The sequence below is a fragment of the Leptospira sanjuanensis genome, assembly GCF_022267375.1.
In the GTDB taxonomy this organism is placed as follows: Bacteria; Spirochaetota; Leptospiria; order Leptospirales; family Leptospiraceae; genus Leptospira; species Leptospira sanjuanensis.
This window is the reverse complement of sequence record NZ_JAIZBH010000001.1, coordinates 3,745,890-3,762,579: the sequence shown is the minus strand read 5'-3', so window position 1 is coordinate 3,762,579 and position 16,690 is coordinate 3,745,890. Positions and strand designations below refer to the sequence as shown.

Genomic DNA, 16,690 nt, shown 5'->3' with positions numbered 1-16,690 from the left:
CTTTCGCCAAATTTATGCTATTTTCTTAGGCAGAGTTTTAACGGAAGTTATCATACTTACTTGGCTGCCAAAAAGAAAAATTCCGAAATCGAACACAAGGTAGGCGACTACGTAGTCTATCCCATCCATGGAGTTGGGGAAATTCTCGAAATCTCCAAAAAGAACATCCTTGGTAAAAAGAAGGATTGCTACGTTCTCGAAATCCAGGGTAGTAAGATGAAGGTTATGATACCTGTTGATAAAGCAGAACAGGTTCGAATCCGCCCTATCATCGATAAAAAAGAGATCAAGAAAGTCATCGCACTCCTGAAAAAGGACGAAGTCGATACCGAAGAAGACTGGAAGATCCGCTACCAAAATAACCTCAACAAGATCAAGTCCGGATCGATTTATGAGGTCGGAGAAGTCTGCAGAAACCTATTTCGTAGAGCGAATGGAAAGGAACTTTCCATAATGGAAAGAAAGCTTTACGAAAGCGCTTATAATCTTGTGAAAATGGAAGTTGCATTGAGCAAAGGTGTTACGCAAGAAGAAGCGGGGAACCTCGTGTCCGACGTTTTAGCGAGCACTCTCTCTCCTAGTGAAAGAAAGGCCGAAGAAGAAGAGTAAAATTCCGCAAAAACTCAAATACAATTAAGGATTTGAGTTATGATTCATTTCTATAAAGTACTCACGTCTCTATTCCTATCCGGAATTACATTTGCCGTAACCCACAAGCAAGCCGGAGACCTTTATTTAGCCGGTTCTATTGCCGGAGTCGTTCTCGTAGTTTCCCTAATTCTTCTTTATGGAGAATCCAGTCTTTTCCCAAAACTCAAAGCAGACGTTCTTTTTTGTGCCGGACTCGGCGCTCTACTCGGACTTGCAATCGCTTGGTTTGTGGGAGAAGTCGTTCACTTTACCGAATTGAATGTGGCGCTTTACTTTTTATTCGCGCTGTTCGGAGTTCTTGCGGGTATTTCCTTTGCAAAAGAACCCGGTCTCGGAATTTTCGGAGGCGGTGGAGGTCAGGGCAACGGCTTCGGAGTCGGCATTGAAAAGGAAGAAGTAAGAGACAAAATTCTGGATACTTCGGTCGTGATCGACGGAAGAATTTTGGACATCGCAGATACGCACTTCTTGGACGGCCCGCTGATTCTCCCTAACTTCGTATTGAGAGAGATCCAGCTCATTAGTGATTCTTCCGATCCAATCAAAAGAGCGAGAGGAAGAAGAGGTCTGGAGATGTTGAACAAACTTCAACGTAAAGGATCGATCGAAGTTAAAATCACGTATAAGGATTATTCCGACACCCGCGAAGTCGATGCGAAGTTGATCAAGTTAGCGAGGGATACCGGCGGTAAAATCGTAACCAACGATTTCAACTTGAATAAAGTTGCCGAACTTCAGGGAGTTAAGGTTCTAAACCTGAACACTCTTGCAAACGCACTGAAACCCGTGGTTCTTCCCGGCGAAGAACTTGGAATTCAGGTGATCAAAGAAGGAAAGGACGAGAATCAAGGAATCGGTTATCTCGAAGACGGAACGATGGTGGTGATCGAAAACGGCGGTCATCTCGTCGGAAAAGAAGTCAAGGTGACAGTAACTTCGATCATCCAGACGGCAGCCGGAAAGATGATTTTCACGAAAGCCAATCCGAACGGGGCGGGAGAGAAGGGAAATCGCCAGCCGCATTCCCCTTGAATCAGTTGACTTTCAGCTTTAGCGTAAAATAATTGAAATAGAATTCCCAAGGAGCAATCAAATGCAGGCCCAGACTCAGGTAAAAGGCTTGAAGGAACTCGGAATCGAACCTTCTGAAATTTTCCATAACCTTTCCTATGACGAAATTTATGAGCACGAGAAAAAAAACGGAGAAACCGTACTTTCCAGCAACGGAACGATGATGGTAGACACCGGAATTTTCACCGGTAGATCGCCGAAAGACAAGTATTTCGTAGATGAACCTTCCTCAAACGGAAACATTTGGTGGAGCCACATCAATTTCAAAGTCTCCGAAGCGATCTTTGACGAGCTTTATAAGAAATGTGTGAACTATCTGAGTCACAAAAAACTCTACGTTTTCGACGGTTATGCGGGAGCAAACCCTGAGACAAGAGTAAGCCTGCGCGTGGTTTCCGAAAAAGCTTGGCAACACCACTTTTGCACGAACATGTTCCTTCGTCCTACTAAGGAAGAATTGGCGGGTCTCGATCCTGAATTCACGATCATCAATGCTTGCGGAATCAAAAACGAGAACTTCAAACAACACGGAATGAATTCCGAAGTGTTCGTGATCTTCCACCTCGCTAAGAAAATTTGTATCATCGGTGGAACCGAATACGGCGGAGAAATGAAAAAAGGTATTTTCTCCGTTATGAACTACAAACTTCCGTTACAGGGAATTCTCAGTATGCACTGTTCCGCGAACGTAGGTAAAGACGGGGACACCGCTCTTTTCTTCGGTCTTTCCGGAACCGGTAAAACGACGCTTTCCACCGACCCGAACCGTAAACTGATCGGAGACGACGAGCACGGTTGGGACGACAACGGAATCTTCAATATTGAAGGCGGCTGTTACGCTAAGGTGATCAACTTAGATCCGAAAACCGAGCCGGACATTTACGAAGCGATTCGTAAAGACGCTCTTCTCGAGAACGTGGTCTACGATCCTCAAACGAAAGTTGTGGATTATTCTTCCGCTGCCAAAACCGAGAACACTCGCGTATCGTATCCGATTTTCCACATCAATAACATTCAGGTTCCTTCCAAGGGTGGACATCCGAAAACCATTATCTTCTTAACGTATGATGCGTTCGGAGTTCTTCCACCGGTTTCCAAACTGAGCATCGAACAAGCGATGTATCACTTCCTTTCCGGTTATACCGCGAAAGTTGCGGGAACGGAAAGAGGAATTAAAGAACCGACCGCTACTTTCTCTGCGTGTTTCGGAGCGGCGTTCATGACTCTTCACCCGACTAAGTATGCAAAGTTGCTCGGTGAAAAAATGAAGAAGCACAACGTAAGAGCGTATCTGATGAACACCGGTCTTGTCGGTGGATCTTACGGAGTTGGAAAACGTATGAACCTTCCTTCTACTCGTAAAATCATCGACGAGATTTTGAACGGAAACATCGAGAAGTCCGAGTTCGTAACTCACCCGATCTTCCAAGTTTCTTATCCGAAGACGATTGACGGTGTCGATAGCGCTATCCTGGATCCAAGAGAAGCTTGGGCTGATAAAGCAGCTTACGACGAAACCGCTAAGAAGTTAGGGGAGATGTTCATTAAGAACTTTAAGCAATATGCGGAAGGTTCTAAAGACTTCGACTTTACCGCTTTCGGTCCTAAAGTTTAAGACTCGATTTTTACAATCGAACTTTGAAAAAAGGAGATCCATTGGATCTCCTTTTTTTGTCCTTCGAGAGTTTAGTTAAAAAGTTTTTTCCAAGCGCCGATGTCTTGCGATCGTTTGTATTCATTATCGAATTATGTCTCAATATTCTCGAAATCGAATTTCCCTAAAAAGAATTTCAGTTTCTGTTTCGGAAATTCGTAAACTCAAACCTAATCAGCGTAATTCGGAGCATACAAATTTGAGAATTCTCCCCTCGCCAATTCTCACTTGACAATTTATTGTGCGCCGCATAAAATTGGTTTATTCTCAGTGTAGAAGACAGAGGAAAAAATTATGGAAAAAGAAATCAAGGAAGCGCTTAACTTTGCGATTGGAGCTGCGAAATCTCTCCGCGAGCAAGCTGACAGCATTCTCCTGAAAGTTGAAAAAGAATTTAAGGAACTTGCATCCAAAGGAGCTCAAGATCAATCCGAGGTTGCCAACAACCTTAGAAAGTATATCGAAGACGCTCTTCACTCGGTGGAAGGTGTTGCAGGTCAAGTCAACTCGAAGGTAGAGGAAGTAAAATCTAAAGTTGGCCAAGGCGTTTCATCTGCAAAAGCGACTTTGAACGGATCTTCAAAAGCTAAAGCAGACTCTACCACTAAACAATAATCGTTTTCCTTCCTGTGTTTTCAATGCAGGAAGGATTTTGTTCCTCCTCTTTTCTCCGCGTAACGTCAAACAACACTTTTGATAAAGAAAATTCAATTTTGAAAGATTTTAAAATCTGCCTTCTTAGCGCGAAATTTAAATCGTTAGAATGATAGATTTGAAATCGAAAATTTTCGAATCTTTGGGTCGGAATTCTTCGAAATCTGCGATCAACTTTCGATCGCTTTTAACAGGTCAGGGGTCGAATTCAGATCGAGTCTTTGGATCAGTCTGTAAATAGCGGACTCTTTTTCCTCTTCCATCGGAATTTCGAAAGAAGTATTCATCATCGCGACATTGCATTCTATTTTTCTTTCGATCAATCGTTTTAATAGATCGCGTTTGGTTTGAAATAATTCTTCCGTTGAAATTCCTTTTTGAAAAAAGGTTTCTTCGATTAGATCCAAGGTTTTGTAATCGGATGCGATCGCCGAGTAAGTGAACGAATCCAACTCCATTTCGCTTAAAAAGGATTCCCAGAGTTTGGAACTTTTGCGTTCCATGTTTCGGCACTCGTAACCTTGACAGATGGAAGAGCCGTAAAAGGAATAATTTTGACTCAGAGGATCTCCGCTGAAAACCGGATGAATCATACATCCGATTTTTTTTCCGAATGCACCGAGGAACGGGCAGTTATACGTGAGTTCGTCCTTTCTTCGGATCGATTCTTCTTTTTTTTCCCGGACCTTTCTGTAATCGGCCATGGTCCACGGTTTTTTGAAGTCGACCGCGGCTTTGAATTCTTCGGTTCTTTCGAGAATCAACGTTCGGATTTCGTCCGGACTTAAATCCAGGTTGAAAATTCCGCAACAGGAACCGCATGAAAAATTACCCCGATCGGGTTGGCAAAGACTCACAAAATATTAAAGATTTTGAATGGAGTTTTTTTCCGATTTAAAGCCCGGAAAACTAAGTTCCAAATCCTTCGTTTCGGGATTTTCGATTACGCTGCAGAGCATCGGTACAATCGTCATTCGGTTTTCGTTGAACACGATCACTTTTCCGCGGAATTTTTCGATCTGTTCTCCGATGTAATCCTGTTTGACGACGGGCGCTACAACGAGAGAAGTTTCCGGTTTGATGCCCCGAAAAAAGAGATGATTATTCGAATTGGTGGAAACGAGAAAGATACTCGTTTTTTCCAATTCTTCCAATTCCATCAAAAGATTTTCGTAATAATACTGAAAGGAGATCAGATAACCGTCAGCCGAATCGCGGAGAATCTGTCCTCTTCTGTAAAGGTCGATCCATTGAATCATTTTTTGAATCGTATCCTTGTTCACCTGCAACACTTCCTGAATATTGCTGATCAACGGGCTGATCTCCAATTTTCGAAAGTCGGCGAGACACTGGTAGATAAGCTCCCACCACTTTTTGACTTCCACCGCGTCGTCCGGATTGTTCGGAATGTATTTTCCCAAAGAATGATGTTGGTGATCGCTGAAAATGATTCCGCCCACGATCTTGGAAAATTCTTCGAATGAAAAAATCAGGGACTGAATCAGTTCGAACGATGTTTCCCTTTCTTCCTTTTGTTTTTGGATAAAGTTCGAATAGGAAGAGGCGATGTTCGAAGGATAGAATTTGTTGATCAGAGACGGGTTGATGATCTTTTGAATCGGTTTTCCTTTGGTCGGGTCCATCATCACTTGTTGATTTGGAATTCCGTGCAGGGAATAATTTGTCCAAGTCAAGTCGTTCGTATCGAAAATTCTTCTGGCGTATTCTTTTGCCAAGAAGAGAGATTCCCCGATGCTTCGATCGCTGAATAGATACGTATAAAACTGAATCGTGAAATCGATCGTGTTCTGATTATCGATGATTTCCCAGTTGGTTCCGATGAAACTTTTGATCCCGGACATCAAGAACGCTCCGGCGAAATTGTTCATCAAATCCGAGTTAAGAGTTCTGGACGCGTTCGAGTTGGACTGACATGAATTGGAAAACACCAAATCGGTGTTAAAGCCTGAGTTTTTGATTTCTCTCGCTTTGAGAATTTTGCCTTCTGAAATCAGCCATCCGTTTTCCAGAGGATCGTCGGAAAAGTAAAGATGTCCGGAGTAGTGAATGATATTCTTTCCCTTAATCAAGGAAAGAAGTTTCAGCTTTGTTACTTGCTTTCCTCCGATGAACTCGATTTCCAAGCGGGATGGAGAAACTTTCTCGCTCAATACTTTGAAAAGCTGTTCCCCTTCTTTTTGGGCCCATTCCAAATCCTCGGTCGGATCGGCGATGATGAGCATTCTCAATTTTTCTTTTTCTTTAAAGGTGCTTTGACTGGATTCTCCACGGACGGTTTTTCCGATAAAAAATTTATCCGACAAAAAGCACGTTCCGTCGTGTAGTAGTTCCCACGGAATCACTCCGAGTTTCGGATCCATGTTTAAATGGAGATATTTCTCCGTGGTAAGTCTGAGTTTCTCCTGAATCGGAGCGGGAAAAAATTGATCGTAAAACGTTTCACCGAGGATTTTCAGCTCGTGAAGAATTTCTGTCTCAAGGGTTTTGTGGCTCATTCCTTTGGAATTGACCGCATTGGAAACACGAACCAAATTTTCGATTTCTTTAATATACTCTAGAATGAGGTCTTCGTCGATTGTCGACTGTAGATGGGATTCCGATCCGCTTCCGGACGTATCTAGGATATTGAATACGTTTACGGTTCCGACTCTATCGATAATCAGGTTCAGCATGGTTCAAAATCCAGGATCAGATTATAACACTGGATTGTTTTTTCCAGAATTCTTTTTATAAGGAAAAATAAAAACGAAAATCCCTTACTGCGTTTTGGAATTCACGCAGCAATCGAAATTTATTTCCTAGGATTTTTCCGGTTTAGGCTTCTAAAAGAATGAAAAGATCCAAAGACTTGGAGTTCTCTTTTCCTTGAAACTCGACTGTGTATTTTCCCTCTCTCAACCCGGAGAAATTCGCGATTCCTTCGTTGTTAAACTGGTTGGAAAGAATGAATCTCGTATCCTTGTACAGATTGACTCTCTGAAAAGAATCCGCGTCCGGAGATTCGATCTTAACGCTTAAGAATGCGGTTTCGGGAGTTTCCTGAACGAGTTGATACGTAAATTTAGAGTTATCGAGAACCTTTTCCTCAAAAACGACAAACTCGGACGGATCTTTTGTCAAAGCCGAACGCATGGAAGGCGCGTAGTCGACTCTTGTGTTAATTTGAAGAGATTCAACAAGACTTTCAAAGATACGGGCGCCGGACTTCCCCAGTTTTACGACAATGGATTCCTTGGTAGGAGCCTTTCTCGCAAGTTCAAGAGTGACATAACGTTTTAAATACTCGGGCACTTCTTTCGAAAGATAGCCTGATAGATCGGCCTTTTGCAGATCGATGGCTTCTTGAAGTTCGGAAAATTTTCCGTTTTGAGAAGCTTCTTTTAAATACGACAAGGTCGCCGCGCTAATACCGGCTTGGATCGACTCTTCCAGTTGGATGAGCTGGTTCTGCAGATTTGTATCTTTATCTGCATTCGCTTCTTCTCCATTCAATAATGAGAGCAGAAGCTCGTTTTTTTGGTTCAATTCAGATCCCGAATCCATTTTGGTTCTCCAATAGCATAAAAAGACGGAATTTTTTAAAAATCCAAATCACTAAAATCTAGCTTTTTCTGAATTTTTTCAATTAAACGTAGAAGCGTCACACTTACGTTTCCTTCCGAAATCCCGATCAGGTCTGCGACTTCGCGGTAAGGGGTTCGTGCGAGAAAATGACCTTTCTTCTTCTTTTCCAAGAGCTTCTTGCGTTGTTCGTATTTTTTCTTTAAAGCATGAGACGTTTTATCCACTTCCATCGGGAGAATCGGTGCGATTTTCGCGGTGTTCTGTTGTTTTTCTTTTAAGTCGAGAATGTTCAAATAAAGAGACGTAATTTTGTCTTCCATTCTTATATTCTCTTCTTCCCGATTGGAAAGTTCCGACCGCAACTGAAGAATTTTTTCTTTCAGCGCATCCGTGGATAATCCCGTTTTTTCCAAAAGATATTGAACTTCGTCTTCGTTTAAGTTGAGATAATAAATATAAGAGAGTTTGAAAATAACCCGTTTATCGACTCCGATTTCCTGCAAGGCTTGGTTGAATCGATCGGAAAGTTCGGTCGCTTCTTCCTGCATTTCAGGTCGGTTGTCGGGCTCGTCCTCGATGGTGGCGTATTCTTTCCCTTCTTTGCTGATCTTTCCTAAATTGGTGACCTTGAGTTCGCGTTTGGTTCTTTGCCAATCGATCAGCATGTTTCTGAGGACCGAATAAAACCACGTTCGGAAACTGGATTTTCCCTTAAAGCTGCCGAAACGGGAACCGGTTTTCAGCCTTTCGAACGCATAGATAAAAAAATCACCCGCGTCGTCTTCGCTCAGATGAAAGATCTTCATCGGGAAATTGTAGATGTCTTCCGAATAGATTTCGAAGAATTGTTTAAGAGCTTCTTCTTCTCCGTCTCCACAGCGAGAAACCAGATCCAGGGTTTTATCTTTTGACAAATTCATTTTGTATGAGTTACTTGCACTAGGGTTTGGGTCCTGAATGAAAAGATTTCTCTTAATCGCCGTCTGGACCGCGTTCCATCTGAGCATGGAAGCGGAAAATAATAAAGTAATAAATTATCTTGTCCCCGTCAAAACCGATCAGCTGGAAAACAAAATCACCTCGACTTTCGGGGAATCCAGAGGGGATCACTTTCATAACGGAATGGATATTTCTTCCATGAACGAATCCGTCCTTGCGATGGCCGACGGAAAAGTTTTATACAGTCGTTATGCGGAAGACCATCCTTTTGAAGACGAACTCGGAACCGGAAACTCGGTTTGGCTGGACCACGGTTCCGGGAATTTTACGGCCTATTACCATTTGAAAGACGGCCGAATTTCGAAGCTGTTAAAACCGGATCTGATCAAGGCGGGCGAGAAAATCGGTGTTACGGGAAACTCCGGTCACTCAAGCGGAGCGCACCTCCACTTTGTTGTACTTCGTAAATACGGTTTGGAAATTCTGGACCCTCTTAAATTTCTTTCTCCGATTCCCGATAGCTCCGTTCCGGAGATTTCCAGCCTTCTCGTGCACGTAAACGGAAAGTTTACGAACATCAACGACGGGGACAATATCAATCTTTCCAAAGAATTCCCGTTTACGGTTTCGATCGTAGACGCGGGCGAGAAAAAATCCCAAAGAAGGGGAATTACCAAGGTTCAATATTTTTTAAACGGAGAAGCGCTCCGCTCCGCGGACTTCGGCGCTTTGCAGTATTCTTCCTCCGAATGGAAGAATCCGAACGGATATTCGTTTACGAGTTTATATCACAAAGACCAATATTTGATCGGAAATCTGAATCTGAAATCCGGTGAAAATACGATCAAGGTTGTGGCTTGGGATTTTCGAGGAAATATGAACGAAAGAAGTTTCACCTTCTACGTTAGTCGTCTTTGAGAAAGAGTTTTTGATTTAAGCCGCGGCAAGGTCCGCTGGACCGCATGGCGGATTTAACGAAGCGATTTTTGAAACGATAAGATTGTTTTATCGAAGAAGGTCGCAGACAAGCCCGATTCTAAAATTTTTTACTGATTCGATCGGTTTCGGAAAATTACGGAAACTAACTCTAAAAACGGGGACGAAGAATTACGTTTTCGTAATGAATCGGATTAACCGACGTTGCCTGCGACTTGGTTTCGGTTGATCGGCTTGATCTGTTCTCCGACCGAATAAAAAACCGTACTATCGCCCAATAGATCCGCCAATCGGAGAAAGAGTTCGCTGATCGGTTGAATCGAATATGCGTCGTGCGCTCGAATTACGCTCTTTTCCTCCTGGTTTTCCACGATGTGAAAGTAAACGGAGGATTCTCCTTTATAACAAGCGAGGAGAGCGTATAGTTTAGGAATGAGTTCCGGATCTTCCGTATGTCTTTCTTCCAAACGAAGGTGAAGCGATTTTTCGAGTTTGTCTTCGATCGTCGAGTCGTCCAAGATCTCGATGCTGTTCACCTTGATCTGCCCGCGGAGTTCTGCATCTCCGACTTCGATCTTATCCAAATCCCCTTTGATGAAGATCGCTTGATCTTCCTTTATGAATTCCTTATATTTCTGATAGGTTTTTGCGAAGGCGACACATTCGATCTCGCCGGTCCGATCTTCTAATTTGAAATTGGCGAATTCTTCGTTGCGTTTGCTCAGCTTGATGTTTTTGGATGCGATCACTCCCGCGACTTCCACTTTGGTTCCCGACTTGAGATCGTCGAACTTTTCGATCGGAATGGTTTTGAGGCTCTTGAGTTGTTTCTCGTATTTATCGAGAGGGTGACCGGATAAGTAAAGTCCTGCCACGGTTTTTTCCCGTTTGAGCTTTTCGTCGATTTCCCATTCGAGCGCGTCCTTCGGTAGATTGAGCGTGAAAGAACTTTCCGCGCCGCCGAACAAAGAGAACTGGCCTTCGTTGGCTCTTTCCTGCTCTTTTTGCGCAAAAGTAAGAATCGAGTCCACCGATTCAAAAAGACATTTCCGAGTATAACCGAAAGAATCCAAGGCGCCCGCTTGAATCAACGCTTCGAAAACTTTTTTATTGATCAATCTCGTATCGATGTTTAATGCGAAGTCCTGCAAGGTCTTAAAATTTCCGATCTTCGTTCTTGCGTGAATGATGCTGTTGGCGGCGGTTTCTCCCACGCCCTTCATCGCGGATAAACCGAAACGAATCGTTGTATCGTCAATCACACTGAAAGAAGCTTGCGACTCGGAAACATCCGGGTTGAGGATTCGAATTCCCATCTCCCGAGCGTTGTTGATGTATTTTACGATATCGGTCGTCTTGCCGTGATCCGATGCGAGAAGTGCGGTCAAATATTCGATCGTATAATTCGCTTTGAGATATGCGGTTTGATACGTGATGATTGCATACGCGACGGAGTGGGACTTATTGAATCCGTAACCACCGAAACGTTCCAATTGTTCGAAGAGATCCTTGGCGACTTTTTCCTGATTCCCTAATTTAACCGCGCCTTCCACGAACTGGATTTTGAGCTTTTCCATCAGGTCGGCTTTCTTCTTCGCCATCGCTTTTCGCAACATGTCCGAATCACCTACCGAGAATCCTCCGACCACGCGCGAGATACTCATCACCTGTTCCTGATAGACGGGGACTCCGAACGTTTCTTTCAGAATCGGTTCGCAGGAAGGAAGAGGATAGGTGACTTGTTTTTTGCCGGACTTACGATCCAAATATTCGTCCAACATTCCTTCACCCATCGGACCGGGACGATACAACGCGATCAAGGCCACGATCTCGTCAAAATTGCTTACCTGACTTTTAGCGACCAGATCCGTGATTCCTGTGGATTCTAACTGGAAGATACCGAGTGTATTCGCTTTTCTTAATAATGCGTACGTGTTCGCGTCTTCGTACGAAATCTCGTCGAGGTTGATCCGAATTCCTCTTCTTTGTTCGATGAGTTTGATTGCGTAATCCAAGGTCGTTAAGTTTTTCAGACCCAAGATATCCATCTTGATCAAGCCGATGCTTTCTAAGTTGTTCTTATCGTATTGAGTTACGATAGAACGGAAACCGGGCCTTTCTTTTTCCGCGACTGTGGAAAGAGGAACGACTTCTTCCAGCGGATACGGAGAAATCACAACGCCTGCGGCGTGTCTTCCCGGCTGACGATAGTTTCCTTCGAGTCTTTGCGCGATCGCAAAAATCTTATGATTGATATCGTCTTTTTCGGAAAAGTTTTTCAGCTCCGAAGAGGTGTTTAAGGCTTCGGCGATGGACATTCCGAGTTTGTTCGGAAACGCCTTTGTCATTTCGTTCGCTTCTCCGAACGGAAGGTTCAGCACGCGAGCGACGTCTTTCAGCGCGGCCTTTGCGGCCAGAGAATTGAACGTGATGATCTGTCCGACCCTTTCTTCGCCGTATCTTCTACGGATGTAATTGATGACTTCTTCCCGTCTTTCCACGCAGAAATCGGTATCGATATCGGGCATGTCCTTACGATCGGGGTTTAAGAATCTTTCAAAGAGAAGATTGTGTTGGAGCGGTTCCACGTTCGTGATTCCGAGCGCGTAGGCTACGATCGAGCCCGCGGCGGAACCTCTTCCCGGTCCGACCGGAATTCCGTTTCTCTTTGCGTAGTTGATATAATCCTGAACGATTAAAAAGTAACCGGCGAACTTCATGTTTTTGATCGTGTTGAGTTCGAAAACGACCCGATCTTTTATCTCCGGAGTAAGACTCGGATACTTGCGTTCGATTCCTTCCCAGATCAATTTTTCCAAATACGAGTCCGCGTCGTATCCGTCCGGAACTTCGAATTCGGGGAGAAGATAATTTCCGAACTGAAGTTTTAAATTTACTTTATTACTGATTTCTAATGTGTTATTGAGCGCTTCCGGGATTTCGGGGAATAGCCTCGCCATCTCGTCCCTATTCTTGACGTAGAATTCTCCGTTGAAGCCGAATTCCATCGGGTCGGTGATGCGTTTCTGCATTCCGATTCGGAGCAGAATGTCCTGCGCTTCTTGGTCGTTCTTTTTTAAAAAGTGCGAGTCGTTCGTAACGACGAGCGGAATTCCGGTTCTTTTTCCGAAGTCGTAGATTTGTTTTGCCACGGTCATCTGCTCGGGAATTCCGTGGTTTTGGATTTCCATGTAGAAATCCTCTTTGCGGAAAATTTCGTTCAGTTTTCCCGCGAGTTGGAACGATTCGTCGATTTTTCCTTCGAGAATTTTCCGGTTCACTTCTCCCGCAAGACAAGCCGTTAAACAGACAAGGCCGTCGCTGTGTCTGTCGAGCAGATCGTAGTCGATTCTCGCCTTTTTATAAAAACCTTCGGTGTAGGATTTGCTGGAAAGACGTATTAGATTTTTGTAACCTTCTTCGTTTTTTGCGAGAAGGATGAGATGATACGCGTTTCCGTCCGCGATCTTTACCATCTCCGTTTCCTGTTTGCGGTTCGGAGAAACGTAGAATTCGCTGCCGATAATCGGCTTGATTCCCTGTTTCATCGCCTCGTTGTAAAACTCGACCGCTCCGAACATGTTTCCGTGGTCGGTCATTGCGACCGAAGACATGCCGCATTCCTTGACGTGCTGCATCAATTCTTTGATTCGAATCGCGCCGTCGAGCATGGAGTAGTTTGTGTGCAGATGTAGGTGGGCGAAATCCTGCATTGTAAGGGACATAATAGAATTTCGACTCGTCTCCAGTCAAGAGTCTAATCGATCAAAATCTATAAGTTAGACCAAAATCCGAAACGTTTCAGAGGATAGAATTTTTGAAAACGTCTCGGAAAATAGAAGCGCGTATTTTAGGAAAAATAACTCCGGTCGGAAGCAGTAAATCAAAAGCCGTGCTTTGGCACGGCTTTTGATTTTAATTTCTAAGGATAAACTCCTCGGAAAAGAAACGGAATCTTTTTGATGTCGGTTTAACCTTTCGGAGGAAGAGGTCCGAGTTTATCAAGAAGCATTTGGTTGACCAATTCGGGATCGGCCTTGCCTTTGGAAACCTTCATCACGTAGCCGACGATGGCGCCTAACGCACGATCTTTTCCGCTTTTGTATTTTGTGACCGCGTCCTGATTGTTTGCGATCGCTTCGTCTACGATTCTTTCTATTTCCTTATCGTCCCGAACTACGATCAGATTTTTTTCGGTGACGATCGTTTCCGCGTCTTTGTTCGAGGTAAGAAGTTCTTCGAAAACTGTTTTCGCGATTTTACCGGAAATTTTTCCGTCAGCGATCAATTTAACGAGTCCGCCGATGCGTTCCGCAGAAACAGAAAATTCTGATATTGTAATGCTTTCTTTGTTTACGATTCCGAGAACTTCGTCTTTGACCCAGTTGGATGTTTTTTTTGCATCGCCGGAAACTTTCAAGGCGTCCTCGAAGTAGTCCGCGATTTCCCGTTCCGCGGTTAAAACTTCGGCGTCGTATTTCGGAAGCCCGAGCTTTTCCACAAAACGATTCTTTCTTTCGTTCGGAAGTTCTGGCAATCTTTCGCGAACCGCTTCCACGGTTTCCTTTTGAAGAATGATTACCGGCAGATCCGGATCGGGAAAGTAGCGATAGTCGTGACTCATCTCTTTCGTTCTCATCGTCACAGTTTTGTTCGCGACTGAGTCCCAGAGTTTTGTCTGCTGTTGAAAGGTTTTACCTTCCAGCGTCATTTCGGTTTGCCATTCCACTTCGTAATCGATCGCCGCTTTTACCGCTTTGAAAGAATTGAGGTTTTTGATCTCCACTCTCGTTCCGTATTTATCCGAACCTTTGGGACGGATTGAAACGTTCGCGTCGCAACGAAGAGAACCTTCCTCCATATTGCAATCGGAAACGCGGATGTATTTCAGAACGGCTTTTAGAGAATTGAGGTAATAATACGCTTCGTCCGAAGAACGCATGTCCGGTTCCGAAACGATTTCGATCAACGGAGTTCCTGCTCTGTTTAAATCGACATAGGATTGGGGAACGTTCGGATCGGCTGAGTGAATCAGCTTTCCCGCGTCTTCTTCCATATGAATCCGAGTCAGACGAACGAAGCGGGGAGATTCTTCCCCTTTGATCGTAAACGTGACCCCGCCTCCCGTGCAGATCGGTTTGTCGAACTGGGAGATTTGATACCCTTTCGGAAGATCGGGATAAAAATAATTCTTACGATCGAATTTCGTAAAGAGTGTGATGTCGCATCCGAACGCGAGTCCGGCCATGATCGCTTTTTCCAGCGCCGATTCGTTCAACACGGGAAGCGCGCCCGGTAAGCCTAAACAAACGGGATTGGTCTGAGAGTTCGGAGGAGCGCCGAACTTGGTCGCGCTTGTAGAGAATATTTTCGATTCCGTGTTGAGCTGTGCGTGAACTTCCAGCCCGATGATCGTTTCAAATTCTGCCAACTGTATCTCCTTTTCCGGATTGTCATCCAAAACCGATTGAGGATTCTATCCCTAATCCTTGGAGAACGATCTCTAAATGTAGTCTCGGGAAAGCGGAATCTACGGGCAACGGATTTTTTATGAAACAGATCCTCTGTATAGCAAACCAGAAAGGCGGAGTCGGCAAAACGACGACCGCGGTTCATCTCGCTTTCGGCCTCGCGCTCAAGGGAGAACGAGTCGTTCTTTTGGATCTGGATGCACAGGGAAACGCCACTTCCGTTTTTATCGAAGGGGATTCCCTCGCTTCCAATGCAGACGATGGAAGAGAAAAAAGTCTGTATCGAATTTTTAGAGACGGCGGAAATCCGAACGACGTTTTGATGCCGACTCGGATCGACGGACTCAAGATCGGTCCTTCTCATTCTTCTCTTGCCGAAGTGGACGTGATGCTTTCCGGAAAGATCGACGGATTTTTTCACCTTAGGGATTCGTTGGAAACGATCAAAGATGAATTCGATTACGCGATCATCGATTGTCCTCCTAGTCTTTCCATGATAACACTCAACGCGTTTGTCGCTTCCACCGGCTTACTTGTTCCGTTACAGGTTTCGAAGTTTTCCTTGGACGGAATCGAAGCGATCTTGGAAGCGCATAAGAATACCGTAAAACGATTCAATCCTTCCTTAAAAGTGTTGGGTGCGTTGTTGACGATGTTCAATCCGAGAACGACACTTTCCCAAACTCTCGAACCGATGATCGAACCTTACTTGAAATTATTTTCCTCTAGAATTCCTCCTTCGGTCAGCGTGGAAGAGGCGCATATGTTAAAGCAGACTCTTTTCGAATATCAACCGAAGGGAAAGGCGACCAAATCCTATCAAGGTTTTGTGGAAGAGGTTTTGGCCCTTGGCTAAAAAGGATTTATTAAAACAAGCAGCGGGCGCGCACGTTCGCAAAACCTTAGGCGGAGAATCTGCAAGCGAATCCCCGAATCCTTCGACTTCTTCCGAATCGACGCTGAAGAATTCTCCCGTTGCCGAATCGCAAATGCCGCAAACGGAAAGTCCGCGATCCGTTCCGGAAGAAGCGGCTTCCGAAAAAGAATTCGTTTATTCCGGAAGCGAAACTTCTCACGTCGAGCAAACTCAAAACCGATCTTATAACAAAGAATCCGATTCCTCCGAAACGAAAACGGACGAATCTTTCGCAGCGGCCGATCCACGGGAGAATTCTCCCGTTCGGAATTTATCCTCTTCCGAGGCAAGAGAGGAAAAACATTTGCCCAAAAAGAACCACCTCCACAGGATAAGCAGTGTCATGAGATTGGAAGACTATACAAGACCGGAATCCTCCGAAAGAGAAGGTTCCTCGCGATTTTTAAAGATTGCCGGGGTGATTCTTCTGGCGCTCGCCGTTTGGTTTTTCTGGCCCGCGAAACACGAAATCTATATGGACATCGATAAGATGACTCCCGAAAAAGTTTCCGGAATGAGTTCTCAAAAAGAATATCATTTCTCTCATGGACAAGACTTCTTCATCTATTATAAAAAAGGCTGGTCCACTCCGAAACGAGTTCGTTTAACAATTTATCGCACCGACGGCGGAAAGGAAGAATTCTCCGTTCAAGAAAAGGACTTCCGTAAGAGTTTTGAAAAATTTCAGACCTACTACGACGATACGTTTTTCGATCAGCAGGGATCTTACGAAGTTGAAATCCGGGACGAAGACGGAGAATTGCTCGTAAATAAGAAGTTTACCATCGACTAAATTTTGAGTCGATCTATATA

The 16,690-nt window shown here is 44.3% G+C and carries 13 protein-coding genes; 7 read left to right on the top strand and 6 right to left on the bottom strand.

The window, feature by feature from the left end; translation table 11 throughout:
• Nucleotides 1–60 precede the first annotated feature (60 nt).
• The 4 genes from LFX17_RS16990 to LFX17_RS16975 all read left to right on the top strand — a co-directional run bounded on the left by LFX17_RS16990 (nt 61) and on the right by LFX17_RS16975 (nt 3,991).
• Nucleotides 61–609, top strand: coding sequence for a CarD family transcriptional regulator (locus LFX17_RS16990; RefSeq protein ID WP_010573325.1), 549 nt, complete (start codon nt 61–63; stop codon nt 607–609).
• Nucleotides 610–648: 39 nt separating this feature from the next.
• Entirely contained in the window at nt 649–1,683 is a 1,035-nt protein-coding gene (locus LFX17_RS16985; RefSeq protein ID WP_238731288.1) for a PIN/TRAM domain-containing protein, read from the top strand.
• A 61-nt stretch (nt 1,684–1,744) separates the two neighbouring features.
• Complete coding sequence (gene pckA, locus LFX17_RS16980; protein WP_238731287.1) at nt 1,745–3,337, top strand: phosphoenolpyruvate carboxykinase (ATP); 1,593 nt, start codon at nt 1,745–1,747, stop codon at nt 3,335–3,337.
• Between the two features lie 333 nt (nt 3,338–3,670).
• Nucleotides 3,671–3,991, top strand: coding sequence for a phasin-related domain-containing protein (locus tag LFX17_RS16975; protein ID WP_118954740.1), 321 nt, complete (start codon nt 3,671–3,673; stop codon nt 3,989–3,991).
• Between the two features lie 209 nt (nt 3,992–4,200).
• On the opposite strand, the gene LFX17_RS16970 is transcribed toward LFX17_RS16975, so the two are convergent.
• The 4 genes from LFX17_RS16970 to LFX17_RS16955 form a co-directional block, all read right to left on the bottom strand.
• A complete protein-coding gene (locus LFX17_RS16970) occupies nt 4,201–4,887 on the bottom strand; it encodes a hypothetical protein (protein WP_238747430.1) in 687 nt (228 codons plus the stop codon).
• Between the two features lie 6 nt (nt 4,888–4,893).
• Entirely contained in the window at nt 4,894–6,723 is a 1,830-nt protein-coding gene (locus tag LFX17_RS16965; RefSeq protein ID WP_238731285.1) for a CHAT domain-containing protein, read from the bottom strand.
• Between the two features lie 142 nt (nt 6,724–6,865).
• A complete protein-coding gene (locus tag LFX17_RS16960) occupies nt 6,866–7,594 on the bottom strand; it encodes a hypothetical protein (protein WP_238731284.1) in 729 nt (242 codons plus the stop codon).
• Between the two features lie 35 nt (nt 7,595–7,629).
• On the bottom strand, nt 7,630–8,535 hold the full coding sequence (locus LFX17_RS16955) for an RNA polymerase sigma factor (RefSeq protein ID WP_238731283.1): 906 nt from the start codon (nt 8,533–8,535) through the stop codon (nt 7,630–7,632).
• A 37-nt stretch (nt 8,536–8,572) separates the two neighbouring features.
• On the opposite strand from LFX17_RS16955, the gene LFX17_RS16950 reads away from it, so the two are divergent.
• Complete coding sequence (locus LFX17_RS16950) at nt 8,573–9,472, top strand: M23 family metallopeptidase (protein ID WP_238731282.1); 900 nt, start codon at nt 8,573–8,575, stop codon at nt 9,470–9,472.
• A 212-nt stretch (nt 9,473–9,684) separates the two neighbouring features.
• Here the strand turns inward: LFX17_RS16950 and dnaE are convergent, their stop codons facing one another.
• Both dnaE and gatB read right to left on the bottom strand, forming a co-directional pair.
• Nucleotides 9,685–13,203, bottom strand: coding sequence for a DNA polymerase III subunit alpha (gene dnaE, locus LFX17_RS16945; RefSeq protein WP_255717869.1), 3,519 nt, complete (start codon nt 13,201–13,203; stop codon nt 9,685–9,687).
• 257 nt (nt 13,204–13,460) lie between these two features.
• Nucleotides 13,461–14,921, bottom strand: coding sequence for an Asp-tRNA(Asn)/Glu-tRNA(Gln) amidotransferase subunit GatB (gene gatB / locus LFX17_RS16940; RefSeq protein WP_238731281.1), 1,461 nt, complete (start codon nt 14,919–14,921; stop codon nt 13,461–13,463).
• A 119-nt stretch (nt 14,922–15,040) separates the two neighbouring features.
• On the opposite strand from gatB, the gene LFX17_RS16935 reads away from it, so the two are divergent.
• Both LFX17_RS16935 and LFX17_RS16930 read left to right on the top strand, forming a co-directional pair.
• A complete protein-coding gene (locus tag LFX17_RS16935) occupies nt 15,041–15,817 on the top strand; it encodes a ParA family protein (RefSeq protein ID WP_238747428.1) in 777 nt (258 codons plus the stop codon).
• Nucleotides 15,810–16,670, top strand: coding sequence for a hypothetical protein (locus LFX17_RS16930; protein ID WP_238747426.1), 861 nt, complete (start codon nt 15,810–15,812; stop codon nt 16,668–16,670). Before LFX17_RS16935 ends, LFX17_RS16930 begins: the two co-directional genes overlap by 8 nt.
• Nucleotides 16,671–16,690: the final 20 nt, after the last annotated feature.